This is a genomic window from Methanofollis sp. W23 (assembly GCF_017875325.1).
Lineage (GTDB): Archaea > Halobacteriota > Methanomicrobia > Methanomicrobiales > Methanofollaceae > Methanofollis.
Genome location: NZ_JAGGMN010000001.1, coordinates 885,690 through 899,879, shown reverse-complemented (window position 1 = coordinate 899,879; position 14,190 = coordinate 885,690). Strand labels below are relative to the sequence as shown.

Annotated in this window: 10 protein-coding genes; 5 read left to right on the top strand and 5 right to left on the bottom strand. The window is 59.8% G+C overall.

Annotated features, from left to right (window positions below; all coding sequences use genetic code 11):
• Positions 1-156: 156 nt before the first annotated feature.
• A complete protein-coding gene (locus J2129_RS03760; RefSeq protein WP_209629586.1) occupies positions 157-1,563 on the top strand; it encodes an MFS transporter in 1,407 nt (468 codons plus the stop codon).
• A gap of 805 nt (positions 1,564-2,368) precedes the next feature.
• On the opposite strand, the gene J2129_RS03755 is transcribed toward J2129_RS03760, so the two are convergent.
• Positions 2,369-2,506, bottom strand: coding sequence for a hypothetical protein (locus J2129_RS03755; RefSeq protein ID WP_209629584.1), 138 nt, complete (start codon positions 2,504-2,506; stop codon positions 2,369-2,371).
• Positions 2,507-3,926: 1,420 nt separating this feature from the next.
• On the opposite strand from J2129_RS03755, the gene J2129_RS03750 reads away from it, so the two are divergent.
• From J2129_RS03750 to J2129_RS03735, 4 genes are all read left to right on the top strand, one after another.
• Entirely contained in the window at positions 3,927-4,352 is a 426-nt protein-coding gene (locus J2129_RS03750; RefSeq protein WP_245320598.1) for a MarR family transcriptional regulator, read from the top strand.
• Between the two features lie 9 nt (positions 4,353-4,361).
• Positions 4,362-6,302, top strand: coding sequence for a cation-translocating P-type ATPase (locus J2129_RS03745; protein WP_209629582.1), 1,941 nt, complete (start codon positions 4,362-4,364; stop codon positions 6,300-6,302).
• Positions 6,303-6,413: 111 nt separating this feature from the next.
• The gene (locus J2129_RS03740; RefSeq protein WP_209629579.1) at positions 6,414-8,309 is read left to right on the top strand and encodes a cation-translocating P-type ATPase; all 1,896 of its coding nucleotides are present in this window, start codon (positions 6,414-6,416) and stop codon (positions 8,307-8,309) included.
• 458 nt (positions 8,310-8,767) lie between these two features.
• Positions 8,768-10,342 carry an META domain-containing protein gene (locus tag J2129_RS03735; RefSeq protein ID WP_209629577.1) on the top strand — a complete coding sequence of 525 codons (1,575 nt, stop codon included), beginning with the start codon at positions 8,768-8,770 and terminating at the stop codon, positions 10,340-10,342.
• A gap of 1,215 nt (positions 10,343-11,557) precedes the next feature.
• Here the strand turns inward: J2129_RS03735 and J2129_RS03730 are convergent.
• Genes J2129_RS03730 through J2129_RS03715 form a run of 4 tightly spaced genes read right to left on the bottom strand, consistent with a single transcriptional unit; the run spans position 11,558 to position 14,126 of the window.
• Positions 11,558-12,214 carry a type IV pilin gene (locus tag J2129_RS03730; RefSeq protein ID WP_209629575.1) on the bottom strand — a complete coding sequence of 219 codons (657 nt, stop codon included), beginning with the start codon at positions 12,212-12,214 and terminating at the stop codon, positions 11,558-11,560.
• Positions 12,211-12,843 (bottom strand): type IV pilin N-terminal domain-containing protein, encoded by a 633-nt coding sequence (locus tag J2129_RS03725; RefSeq protein WP_245320597.1) that lies wholly within the window; start codon positions 12,841-12,843, stop codon positions 12,211-12,213. The genes J2129_RS03730 and J2129_RS03725 overlap by 4 nt, the downstream gene beginning before the upstream one ends.
• Positions 12,844-12,861: 18 nt before the next feature.
• Positions 12,862-13,449, bottom strand: coding sequence for a type IV pilin N-terminal domain-containing protein (locus J2129_RS03720; protein WP_245320595.1), 588 nt, complete (start codon positions 13,447-13,449; stop codon positions 12,862-12,864).
• A complete protein-coding gene (locus tag J2129_RS03715; RefSeq protein ID WP_209629573.1) occupies positions 13,446-14,126 on the bottom strand; it encodes a type IV pilin N-terminal domain-containing protein in 681 nt (226 codons plus the stop codon). The genes J2129_RS03720 and J2129_RS03715 overlap by 4 nt, the downstream gene beginning before the upstream one ends.
• Positions 14,127-14,190: the final 64 nt, after the last annotated feature.

Here is a 14,190-nt window from a genome sequence, read left to right as displayed (position 1 = left end):
GACAACAATAATTATGTGAGAAAACATGTTGCTACGCGTCCAGGAATGCCATGACTCACAGGGCGAGAGAATGATCCTCTTGCACTCCACTCCTCCTTCTTCACGCGGCCCCTGGCGCGGCATTCATATCAGGGGACAGACAATCTCTCACAGATTATGCGTACCCATTCTCAGGAGGAGTGTGCGGCATCTGACCGCAGAAATATTCTCATCATCGCCACCGTTGCTTCGTTCCTCACCCCCTTTATGAGTTCGTCCATCAACATCGCCCTCCCAGTCATCGGTGCTGAATTCATGGCCGACGCCGTCCTGCTCGGCTGGATCCAGACCGCCTTTCTCCTGACCTCGGCGATCTTTCTTGTCCCCTTCGGGCGACTCGCCGACATCCATGGGATGAAAAAAATATTCCTTGCCGGGATCACCATCTTCACCCTCTCGACGCTCATCTGCGGACTCTCCCCCTCGGTGGAGGTGCTCATCACCCTGCGGATGCTCCAGGGAGTCGGGAGTGCCATGACCGCCGTGACCGCCGTCGCCGTGCTCACCGCGGTCTTTCCGGTGAGCGAGCGCGGGCGGGTGCTCGGGATCAATGTGGCCGCGGTCTATATCGGGCTCTCGATGGGGCCGTTCCTCGGCGGGGTGCTGACCAGGCACCTGGGGTGGCGGAGCATCTTTCTCACCGTCGTCCCGCTCGGCCTTATGGCCATCTATCTCACCCTGCGGGCCAGGGGCACATGGTCGACTCCCCGCCACGAACCTTTCGACCTCATCGGCTCGCTCATCTATGGTGCGACCCTCCTTGCACTGATGTACGGCCTCACACTCCTCCCTGAGACGACGGGCTTTGGGCTCATCGTCGCCGGGGTTCTCGGGCTCCTCCTCTTCATCTGGTGGGAGTCGCACACCGAGAGCCCGGTCCTCCAGGTGCGCCTCTTCTTCGAGAACCATATCTTCACCTTCTCCAACCTCGCCGCCCTCATCAACTACAGCGCCACCTTTGCGGTGAGTTTTCTCCTCTCCCTGTACCTCCAGTTCAACCGCAGCCTCGACCCCCAGACCGCCGGGCTCATCCTCCTGGCCCAACCGGTCGTCCAGGCCCTCATCTCCCCTGCGGCCGGGCACCTCTCCGACCGGATCGAACCCAGGATCGTCGCCTCGACCGGGATGGGGCTCTGTGCGGCGGGACTTGCGATGCTTTCCGTCCTCACCAATGAGACGCCCTTCCTGTACATCCTCCTCTCCCTTGTGGTCCTCGGGATCGGCTATGCCCTCTTTTCCTCGCCAAACACCAATGCGATCATGAGTTCGGTGGAGAAGCAGTATTATGGGGTGGCCTCCGCGACCCTTGCCACCTCCAGGCAGGTCGGGATGATGCTCTCGATGGGGGTCGTGATGATGATCTTCTCGGTGATCATCGGGCGGGTGACGATCACCCCGGCTGAGCACGCCCCCCTCCTTGAAAGCACCACGCTGGCGTTCATGCTCTTTGCCGCCCTCTGCGTCGTCGGGATCTTCTTCTCCCTTGCACGGGGACGGGTGCGGGAGGAACCGCACGAGATCTAGAGATGATACTGGAAGGCGGTTGAGTCATGCTCACCCCTGGAATGGAGGAGGGGTTACCATGAGCATATCCCACAACTCCTGAAGCCCGACCAATCGCCCTGAACCGAAGTCTTTCCTTCCTGAAATTCAGAACCCTATCCTCCACCGGGGGGCGGCACGCCCCCCGGACCCCCACCGATGAAGATTGGCGGGGGATCGCACCCCGTCTTCATGGCTTCTCGCTGCCTTCCCGCCCCTATCGCCATCGCGGGGCTCCGGGGGCGCCGTGCCCGACGAGAGCGTGGGGGGAGGCGTGATGATCTTGGTGCGCCACCCCAGATCGTCGAATCGTCCCTGTAATTTCGCACCGGGGGGAGCACCCTGGAGACTCGCGATCATGTTCAATCGCGTATGCGTGAGACAGGGGTTCGCCTGATTCTACACCGCGGATCATCAGGTGTGCTCATGGGGCGTGATGCAGGCAGGCGGTCGACGCCAGCACTGTTCTCAAGCAAAAATCGCCCCTTTCTCCAGAAGGGATATGCCGTGCTTCTGGAGTCGTGACCTCATAAAACATCATGGAGACAAAGGTGTGTCCGACCGGGGGAACCGGCCGTGGAAAAATGGGTTCCTCCCCCTCTCAGATCCGGTATTAGGTGCGTGAAACCACTGGAGGGTGGCGATGTGTGGCGATTTCTGAGTATAGTCCCGGACGAATCCTCCCCAACGAGATGTCCGGGTATATGAGAGTAATTTCCCTGGAGTGCTAAGGAACCTGTGTGTATATGGCCGGGGCAGAAGAGCTACTATAACCCGGCAGTGAAGGTCACATCTGCTCACCCCCTCCTGGCGGAGACACTCGATCGGGTGTCATGCCTCCAGTCGACTGCTCGAAGATAGCCCTGAGGCCTTCAGGGAGGTCATTGAGATCTCTGACCCCTCTGACCGAGGCGACGACGCTCATATGTCGACCTCCCGGCGTGCGTTTTTTCTGCGTGTGTCCGGCCTTTTGGACCGGTTTATTCCTGCTCTTTTCATAAGCCTCTGTATCAATAGTCGGGCATTCGGGGCTGATGTAGCCTCCCCGAAGAATGTTTGGAAAACCGGCGGCGACGGAACTCATTTATGTAGGGCCGGATGCCGGGAGGGGGGTTGGGAGCGCGAGAGCGGCGAGGGCATGAGATGAAAATGCCTCAGGATAGGTGCGGAGACGGTAACCCACCCTTCCATATCGGGACTGCCGACGAGAATGATGCATGTGATTATCCCTGAGGCGTGTCGTGGCGGCATGAACGAAGTGTACAGAGTTCTGTTCTGGAAGATGTGTAGATCCTCTTATCTCCTTGAGGGGCATGCGTGACTCAATCACCGTCCCTCATCGATCGCTCCAGGAAGGGCTCTGTAGAAACCCTCTTGATGGTTCTCTTCGCCGGGGGGCTTGCCGCCCCCCGGACCCCCCGTATTACGATTGGTCGAGGACAGCAATACTCTCTCCATGGTCATCAATGGTGCCTTCCCCCCTATCTTCCTCCCGGAGGTCCGGGGGCCGAGCCCCCGGCGTGATTGTGTGGGAAGGCGATTGAGTCACCCTTGCACCGAGAGGGAGTGAAGGCTTCTACAAAACCGAGTTCAGGATATTTTTATGGTAAATCTTCTGGACCGTTTTCTTTGGCGGGGGGCTGCACTCCCCCCCGGGGCGAACATGGGGGAAGACAGGAGAATCACGCTCGTGCCAAAAATAGAGGAGGGCTTCTACAGTGCCCTAGTAAGACATAATCAATGACCATGAAGAGGGGATTGCCACCCCCTGGCGAAGAGACCATCAAGAGGATTTACCATGAAAATAATCCAGAAAACTGTCTTTCCACGTTTGCATGAGGTTTTTATCCCACCAAAATCCACCAGAACAGATGCACTTCCTGAACGATCTGTCCTCTGCCTTCCCGGCCCAATCTTCATCCAGGGGATCCGGGGGCCGCGCCCCCGGCACCGGGGTGTAGGAAGGCATGATGATCAGACGTGCCGCCCTCAATCGCAGAATACTCGCTGCCATCTCGCGCCTGGAGGCGAGTACCCCCTGGAACCCGCAGCAGACGAAGAGGGGCAGGGGCGGCGATGGGGGAATGTTCACACCTCCTGTCATGGAGCGAGGAGAAGGATCAGGGATCCCTCCACACCCAGAAGGACTGCAACGAAAAATTTTCATCACGTATGCGTGAGCCCGAGGTTCATGAGCAATTTTACAGAGCTATTCTGAACTTTACTTGAGATGACGACAGAGCGCGAAGTCCTTCCTCGCCCCCTGCCAGGTACGCCTGAACCTGTAAATTCAAATAGTACGTTCATCTAATTGTTTGAATATCAAATAGTAAGAACACAGGATCATGATCACCATGGACACCATCGAAGAACTCAATGAAGAACTCGTGGAATTTTTCGACCGCTTTGCATCATGGGAGACCTCGGTCATCCAGTCAAGTCCTCTGACCGTCTCTGAGGCGCATGCGATCGAGATCATCGGCCACTACGGCCGGATGAAGATGAAAGACCTTGCCGAACGCCTCGGCGTCACTACCGGCACGACCACGGTCACCGTCGACCGGTTGGAGAAGGGCGGGTATGCCAGGCGGACGCCCTCTGAGAAGGACCGGCGATCGTACATCATCGAACTCACGCCCAAGGGGGAGGAGGCCTTCCTCGACCACCACTGCCATCACCTCCACCTGGCAGGCGAGATCGCCTCGGCCCTGAACGAAGTGGAGACCGGGGTCTTCATCTCGGCGCTCAAAAAGATCAACCGACTGATGTGAGGGAGAGTGATGCAACTACCGTCATGGTGTACCAGGGAGACAACCAGGATCGGGCTTGCCGCTCTCCTCCTCGCGATCGCATTGGTCGGCGGATATCTCCAGGCCCTCCCGTCCCTCCTCGTCACCGCCCTCACCATCGCCTCCCTCCTCCTCACCGCGACCCCCTTCGTTGTCGAGACAGTGCAGGGGCTTGCGCGAAGAGAGCGGAATGTGGGCGAACTTGCCACCCTTGCCATCGCGGCGGCCGTCCTCATCGGCGAGTATACCGCCGCCGCCGAGGTCGGGCTGATCATGGCCATCGGCGAAATGGCAGAGGAGTTCGCCTTTAACCGCTCGAAGAGAGACATCGAGGCGATCGCCGTCGCAAACCCGAACCACGCCCTCCGCAAGGACGGAGTGGGGTGGACCGAGGTGCGGACCGACAACCTCGTCGCGGGCGACGTGGTGCTGGTCAGGCCCGGCGACCTGGTCCCTGTCGACGGGACGGTCGTCATCGGAAGTTCAGGGATCGACGAGTCCAGGATGACCGGCGAGAGCACGCCGGTGGAGAAGGGGACCGGCGGGAGCGTCTATGCCGGGACCGTGAACCTCGACGGGACACTCGAAGTGCGGGTGAGCAGGGCCGGCGAGGACTCGACCTACGGGAAGATCGTCGCCCTCGTAAAAGAGGCCGGCGAACGCCGCCCACCTGCCCGCCCTTTCATCGACCGCTTCGCCGCGGTCTATACCCCGGTCGTCCTCGCAATCGCCGCGGCGGTCTGGGCCGTGACCGGCGACCTGCACCGGGCGATCACCCTCCTCATCGTCGCCTGTCCGTGTGCGCTCCTTCTCTCCACTCCCTCTGCGGTCCTGGCCGCGACCGGCGCCGCCGCGAAGAAGGGCGTCCTGGTCAAGGGCGGCGAGTACCTCGAGGCCGCCGCACAGGTGGACACCTGCGTCTTTGACAAGACCGGCACCCTCACCAGGGGGACCCCTGCGGTCACCGGAGTGGTCCCGGCCGACGGCCAGGACGAGCACGCCCTCCTCGGGCTTGCAGCTGCGGCAGAGCGCGGCTCGCCCCATCCATTCGCACGGGCGGTCATGACCGGCGCAGAACATGCCGGCGTCGAGGTTCCGGTGCAGAGCGAGGCCCGCCTCACCCACGGCATGGGTGTGGAGGCCCGGACCACTGCAGGAAGAGTCGTCGTCGGCAACGCCCAGATGATGGAGCAGGCCGGGGTCGTCATCCCTCCAGACGCCGCTGGGGCCGGGACGGCGATCGCACGCGCCGGCGCCACCCCGCTGTACGTGGGTCGCGACGGCGCCTTTGCCGGACTCATCAGGGTCGAGGACCAGGTCCGCCCTGAGGCGGCGCGCGTGGTCTCGGCCATCAGGGCCGAGGGAGCAGGGCACGTCGTCATCCTCACCGGCGACCACGAGGCCGCGGCCAGGGACGTCGCGGCGCAGATCGGCGTCAGTGCCGTCGAAGTGAAGGCCGGACTCTTCCCTGCCGAGAAACTGGACCATATCAAGGCCCTCCAGAACGAGGGACACACCGTCTGCTTCGTCGGCGACGGCACCAACGACGGCCCCGCCCTCGCTCAGGCAGAGATCGGGGTGGCCATCGGGTCACGCGAGGACACTGTCGCCCTCGAAACTTCACATGTGGTCCTGATGCGTGGCGGAATCACCGCCCTCCCCTGGTTCCTCCACCTTGGCCGGCAGACCAGCAGGACCATCACCGCCAACGTCGTCTTTGCCCTCGGGTTTGCGGCCGTGATGGCCGGGTGTGCCGCCGGCGGACTCATCACCCCGGCGACCGCCGCCATTGCCCACCAGATCGGGACCCTCGTCGTCCTGGCAAATTCGGTGCGTCTTGCCAGGGCAGACCTGGGCTTCTCGTCGCCTGCGTCCAGGGAATCTTCGGATATCTCCACTCTTCCAAACGATCTTCGGGACTCCTTCATTTAACCCGAAACGCAAGATATCTACTGCGCATCCAGGACAGGAGTCTGCCAGGACTTCCTGTCCACTTTCCATTCGCTTCCATGCGTGATTTTGATGCCGGAGAATGAGAGGACCATGCCAGGACCACATACAATTGCATTTTTCAAGAAGGTCGACGCACTGCTCGGCGCCATCAGCCCGAACCACGACAAGATGCTCCTGCGAGTTATTGCCGCCCTTGTCCCGGTCCTCTGTTTTGCCGGCGACCTGATCTTTGGCTCCCCCATCCTCGCCTCGATCGGGGTGGTCACCTATCTCTTCTGCCTGGTGCTGTACGCCGAAGGGCTGCTCAGGAGCACCCTCATGATGCACCGGGTCAGCGCTGAACTCCTCATCGTCGCCGTGATGACCGTCACCCTTCTCGACGGTCAACCTCTCAGCGGGGCGCTGGTCGCCTGGGTCATCGGGTTTGGGCTCTTCATCGCTTCCAGCATCATCAAGAAGAACCGCAAGCGGATCGAAGGACTGGTCAAAGAAGGAAAGCAGACGGCACGGGTGCTTGACGGAGGCACCGTCAGGGAAGTCGGGGTACACGAGGTCTCTGCCGGCGACCTGGTGATCGTCCCGAAGGGAGCGACGGTCCCGGTCGACGGCGAGGTCACCGAGGGTCGCTCTTCGGTCGACGAGTCTGCGGTCACCGGCGAGCCCTACCCTGTCTTCAAAGAGGCGGGGAGCCAGGTCACCTCAGGCACCCTCAACCTCTCCGCGCCCCTCCATGTCAGGGCGACGCGGGACGGGGACGACACCTATCTCGCGGTGGTCACACGAGAGATCGAAGGAAGTCTTGCCGCGAAGTCGCAGACCCAGCAGCGTGCCGAGACGATGGTCCAGGTCTTCCTCATCGGGGTGACCGCGTATGCCGGGCTCCTCTTTCTTGTCACCGGGAGCCTCGACCTCCCGGCGACCGCCCTCTCGGTGGCCTGCCCCTGCGCCTGGGCCCTGGCCACTCCGGCCGCCTTCGCCGCGACGATCGGGCGCCTGGCCCGCGGGCATGTCCTCACCAGGGGCGGCGAACCTCTCGAACGCCTGGTCGGGGCCGAGACCCTGGTGACCGATAAGACCGGCACCCTCACGCGGGCCGAGCCTGTCGTGGGAGACCTTGTCATGCTCAACGGCGCCGAGAGGAAGGAGGTGCTGAGATCGGCGGCGGCGATCGAGGCCAGGTCCTCGCACCCGATCGCCACGGCGATCACGACCTATGCAGCATCACAGGGGACCGGCGCCCTTCCCGAGGTGACCGAGAGTGAAGAACTCCCCGGCCAGGGCGTGCGTGCGGTCATCGACGGGCAGTCGGTCTTTGTCGGGAGTGGGGAGACGATCCAGGCGGCGGGCGTCACCCTCCCGCCCGTGCAGTATGAGGGCCGGGCGATCTGGCTCGCCGTCGAAGACGAACCACAAGGAGTCTTTGTGATCAGAGACGCCCTCCCCGAGACCGTGGACGGGTTTGCCGACGCCGTGCGGGCGTGCGGGATCAGCCGCGTCGTGCTTGCCACCGGCGACCAGGAAGAAGGAGAGGCGCAACGGGTCGCCGCCGCGATCGGGGCCGATGAGTACCATGCCGGGTGCCGGCCTGAGGACAAGACCGCCCTGGTGAAGAAATTCCAGGACGGCGGGCGCGTGGTGATGGTCGGCGACGGGACCAACGACGCCCCGGCCCTCGCAGCGGCAGACGTGGGGATCGCGATCGGCGGCCACCGCAACCCTGGGCTGGTCGTGCGCTCGGCCGAGGTCGTGGTCCTGGGCGACGACCCTGCCGCGGTCCCGAAGGTCCTGGCCGCGGGCAGGGCGATGAAACGGGTGATCAAACAGAACTACACCTGGGCGGTGGGGTTCAACACTATCGGCCTCGCCCTTGCGACCGCCGGCTTCCTCACCCCGGTCCTGGCCGCCATCTTCCATCATATCAGTTCGGTCTTTGTCGTGGCCAATGCCGCAAGGCTGTACTTCACGCGGGATAGCGGCTCAAAATAATTCTTCTTCGGGTCCTGTAGAAACCCGTACCAATTTTCGGTGCAAGCGTGATTCACCCGCCTCTCCTCATGAACACGCCGGGAAGGCACACACAATCGCCATGAAGAGCGTAATGCCGTTCACTACCTATCGCTCGCACGGAGGGACCGGGGGGCGGCACGCCCCCTGGTGGAGGATAGGGTTTAGAAATTCAGGAACGAAAAACTTCAGTTCAAGATCATTTTCAACCACAGTGAGTTTTGGGATGACCTCCTCATAAAAACCTGGGGAGACAATTTTCTGGGCTTTGTAGGAACCCTCCGAATGGCCAGCCCCCCGCAGAGAGAGCCATCGAGAGTATTTCTATAGAACCATTATTCGCCACTTGATCCAAATTTTACGCCCGCATAACTGCGAATTTTTTCGCACTCAAGGGATCCTATATCACCCCCCTGCACCCTATTTTACACATGCGATCCATGACGCAGACGACACGGCGCACCCTCCCCCTGCTGGGTGTGGCCGTCGTCCTCGCCGCCTGCCTCCTTGCCGCGGGATGCACGGGACAGGCGCCTGACGGGACGGACAACAAGACCGAGTGGGGGATCGACCTGAACGGCACCTCCTGGGATCTGGTATCATACGCCCAGAACGGGTCGATGAACGACGTCCTGGCCGGCACGCCGGTCACCCTTGTCTTCGGTGAGAACGCCACTGCCTCGGGTTCTGCCGGGTGCAACTCGTACTCCACCACCTACACGCTGAACAAGACGGCAGGGATCACCTTCGGCCCCACGGTCTCGACGCTGATGTACTGCCCTGGAGAGGGCGTGATGGAACAGGAGAGCGCATACCTCGGGCTCCTCGACACCGTGCGGTCTCTTAAGGTCGAGGACGAGAGCATGACCTTCTTCGACGGGAACGGCACGGCCGTCCTGGTCTTCAAGACCCATGTGCCGCCCGAACCCGAACCCCTTGTCGGGACTGAGTGGGGACTCCAGTGGTACCATGACGACGACGCGATCGTCTCGGTAATCGCCGGCACCGAGATTACGGCGGTCTTCGACGATGAAGGCACGGTCGCCGGGTCGGCCGGGTGCAACCGCTACTTCGCCTCGTACGAGGTGAACGGCACCGGGATGTCCATCGGCCCTGCCGCTTCGACAAAGATGGCCTGCCCTGACGAGGGCGTCATGACACAGGAGTACACCTACCTCGGACTCCTCGAAACAGTAAATTCCTTCACGATCGAGGGGGAGACCCTGATACTCTTCGACGAGAACAAGACTGAGATCCTTACGTTTACGAAGGCCATCCTTCCAGAGCCTGAACCCCTTGTCGGGACCGACTGGACCCTTGAGTCTCTCCACACCGGCGATGCGATCGTCTCGGTCCTCACCGGCACCGAGATCACCGCGGTCTTCGACGATGAAGGCACGGTCGCCGGGTCGGCCGGGTGCAACCGCTACTTCGCCTCGTACGAGGTGAACGGCACCGAGATGTCCATCGGCCCTGCAGGCACGACCCTGATGGCCTGCCCTGACGAGGATATTGCCGAGCAGGAGCGCACCTATCTCGCACTCCTCAACACGACGGCGTCCTTCGTGATCGAGGGCGACCGTCTCTCGCTCATGGACGAGCACGGCACCGTCGTCCTGGACTTTGCAAAGACGCAGGCTCCCGAGACCCTGCCCCTTGCCGGCACCACCTGGGTGCTTGACGCCTACCACCTCGACGACATCGTGATGCCGGTCATTGAAGGGACCGAGGTCACCGCAGTCTTTGGCGAGGACGGGAACCTCACCGGGTCTGCCGGGTGCAACCGCTACTTCGCCTCGTACAACCTCATGGACTCTGACTCCAACTCCTCGATGGAGATCGGTCAGGCCAGGTCCACGAAGATGTACTGCAAAGAGCCCGAAGGGGTCATGGACCAGGAGCGCACCTACCTCGACCTCCTCGGTGCGGTGAAGGGGTATGCCATCGAGGGCGACCAGCTCGAACTCCTTGACGAGCACGGCTGGCGGGTCCTCGCCTTCACCGCGAAGGTCTGAATTTTTTTTCTTTTTTTTTTTGGCTTTGTAGAAGCCCTCACTTATCGTGGGGATCATGCGTGTCATCCGCCTTCCTATCTCTTTGGCTGGGAGGTCGTGCCCCCTGGACCCCCAGAAGATAGGGACGGGAAGGCACAATGAATCGCCATGAAGAGTGCACTGCCATCCACCGCTTATCTTCGGGCGGGGGGACCGGGGTGGCGGGCACGCCCCCCGGCGAAGAGAACTGTCCAGAGGGTTTCTACAGAGCCTTTTTTTGTGCGGAACTGATCACGACGCGAGTGCCGTACCTGATGCATCTCTCTTCTGAACCGCGAGTTGGAGATATTTCTGCATTGGAGAAGATCATGATCTTCGAACCTATCGATCTCCTCATGATGAAGATCAGAGGAGATCGGCAAGGAGGTGATCAGGAAAGAGGGCACTCATTGGATCCACCGCCTATAACCCTCACATATCCGACAACGGGGATTGGTCGAGGACAGCAGGCGGTCGAAACAATGAAAGAAAATTCTCGCGAGATCCACTGGTCTGTGACCTCCCCCAATCATCCTGGCGGGAGTCCGGGGTGCAACCCCCGGCGAGAGGGTGAGAGTGTACTTCCCTATACCATTTGTATCACTCATCTCCTTTCTCTCACGACGGTGACAAATGGTCGGAGCAATCACAATAAAATTCCCAGAGGATCATTTCTACAGAAATTTTTTTTATTTTTTTTTTTTGGGCCTTCTGCATTGGAGATGATCGTGATCTTCAAACCTATCGATCACCTCATGATATAGATTAGATGCGGACGGCAAGCAGTCCGAACAATTGAAAGAATGGCTCTGTAGAAATCATCTTGATGGCTCTCTTCGACGGGGGGGTTGCACCCCCCCGGACCCCCGCCACACGATAGGTCGAGGACGGCGGCGCCCTCTTCATGTTTGTCTGTTCTGCCTTCCCGCCCCAATCTTCATCCCGGGGGTCCGGGCGGCACGCCCTCCGCGGGAGGCTATGGGAAGGCGGATGACACGCATTCTTTCTACGATAGATGAGGATTTCTAAAGAGCCGAAAGAATAATTCTCACAGGACCCATTCTATGATCTCCTGCCCATCCATAATATCCTCCTCTCCGTTCATCTCACACCGGTGTTCACAGAATCCAAAGACCTGAAACTGCAATGCACAAAAGCAACAAAAAAAAGTGGGAAAAAATGGAGCGGAAAAATCATTCAGTACAGGACGCACGAACCCTTCTGAATACCCTTCCCGCTCGCCTTGTCGACGATCTCGTACTCGATCTTCGTCCCGACCTGGACCTCAAACCGCCCTTCGGCACCCTCTGGCTGCCAGGTGATAAACATGCCCCGAGGCTCAGAAGCGGTCTCTGCATTGTCATAGCACCCGTCGGCGATGACCGCAAACTTATCGCCCGGCTTGATGATGTCACCGGAATCGCCGGCGTACTTGTAGAGATAGGTGGGCATACTGGTGCCGTCCACCTCGCGGAACCTCAGTTTCGACGTATCGGCACAACTCTGACTGCTCCTGAAGACCATGGCAGGGTCGATGGTGGTCTTTTTGTCCCTGCTCTGGATCTGGACCTGGATATCATGGATGGAGAACGGGTCCCCACCTTCGTGTTTGAAGAGCAGACCGTTGTTCGCTTTAAACCCGCCTGGATAATCGGGGTCGTCGTTTGTCTTGTCCTCGTCCTGGACCGATTCGACCATTGACTCGCATGAGAGCGCCGCCTGGGGCGCTTTCTTCTGGTCAGAGTAGATCCCGCCTGCGAAGGCACTGACCACCGCGGCGATGACGATCGTCACGACAAGCATCAGCATCACCCCCACCACCGGGGAGACCGCCGAGTCATTCGTCGCTCTCATACCGCGATCACCTCCTTGCTGAAGAGTACCTTGTCACTTGGGATATGGACGATCTTGACCTCGACTGGACTGCCCCGCTCAAAGCCATTGGCCGAGTCGGTCAGGTCGCACCCGATCATCCCGGCATCACCACTCATAAATCCACCCTCCGTGACCCCGGTGCCGATCGTGGTGCCGCTGGACATGATGTCGCCTGACTGGAAGGTGAAGTTTCCAAAGTCCACCTTTGGACTCTCGCCGGGCACTCCCTTTGAGATGTCATTGAGGTAGGGCAGTTTCACGGCGTCGTCGGTCGAGAAGATCCTGACTGCAGGATCTTCGTCGGTCACCTCACTGGCAACCGTCTCGCCACCTGGCAATTTGTAGAAGGTCAGGATCTTCATGTCCGCTGTCGGGATCGGATCGCCGCTGAGATGTTCAAAGGTCATCACGATCTGGTCGCCTTGTGGGCCGCCAGAGGTGGTGATCTGCACATCGATAGAGGTCTGCGGCGGTACTTCGGTGTTCCCGCCGATATGCCCTGCATAGGCGCTGACCACCGCGGCGATGATGATGGTCACGACGAGCATCAGCATCACCCCGACGACCGGGGAGACACCCTCTTCCTGGTTTGAGTGTATTTTTATCAATTCAATCCCTCCTCACTCTCACGCCTTATTGATCGGCGGGATGATCTTCCCGGTCGAGTATACGGCCCCGGTCTGTTTGTCAAAGAGCGTGTATGTGTTCTTTTTATCCCAGTAAAGGGCACAACTCGACTTCTCGCCCTTGAAGCCCATGAAACCAAACGGAGTCTTTGGCTGATCGGCATAGATCATGAACGACTCACCTGGGCGGATGTAGGTGTCAGGTCCACTCCATCCTCCTGGCGGAGGTGCACCGACCTTCTGGAAGTGGTAAATTTTGTCCTTCACACTCTGATCCAGAGACCTGTATTTCTCGGAGAGTTTGTCATAGTACCCCATCTCCATCTGGGTGTCGCCGGTCATGAAACCGATCTTGAGGTCTTTGAGGTCGATCACGTCGCCTCCTTTATGCTCAAACTGGATCCCCTGCCATCCCGGCGTGGTGATGACCGTCATCTCAAGGTTGGCCTGCGGTGCCTTCGGGTTCTGCTCACCCATGCCCGCGGCATAGGCGCTGACCACTGCGGCGATGATGACGGTGACGACGAGCATCAGCATCACCCCGACGATCGGTGAGACTGCAGAATGGTCCTCTCTCAGCGTCCTCATCCCTTCACCTCAAGTTCTTTCTTGAATATGATCTTGCCACTTGGTGTGTGCAGGATGTTGACCTCCACAAAAGAGCCTTCGCCAAATCCATAGTCGTCGTCCTCAATATCAAAACCGAAGAAGTCGCTTATAGCTCCGGCATCTGGCCATACTTTCAGGACACGACCTGGCCGCCAGACGAACTCGCCGAAGGCCGCCCCATTATACTCGCCAACTTCGTTGAGTTTGAGGATGCCACCGTCATTCACCTGCGGGTGGGTGATCGGGTTCAGTTCCCTGTCCCATGGCGCACTCCCAGGTTCAAGACCGCCGTCGATGGTGTGCTTGATCACCTGGCCCCGGCAGTCCTCAGGGATTCGCTTTAAACTTGGGATGGTGTAATAGGTAATAATCTGGAGGTCATTGGTCTGGAGCGAATCTCCACTTAAGAGAGTCAACCTTATGTTTGGGCTTGTGCCCATCATATTTTCAAAATGCATGTCAACATGCGCATCGATCACCGAGACCGGCGCCTTCTCGGTCTCGTCTGAAACCCCACTGGCAGAGGCGCTGACCACCGCAGCGATGATGATGGTCACGACGAGCATCAGCATCACCCCCACCACCGGGGATACCGCCTCGGTGGAATACCCTCCCGCCTCGGCGTCCTCTTTGTGTAACACTTCATATGAGTCCATATCTCATCTACCTCTGAAGCAACTCAGAATTACTTTTTTTAGTTACAGAATATTTGTTAAATTA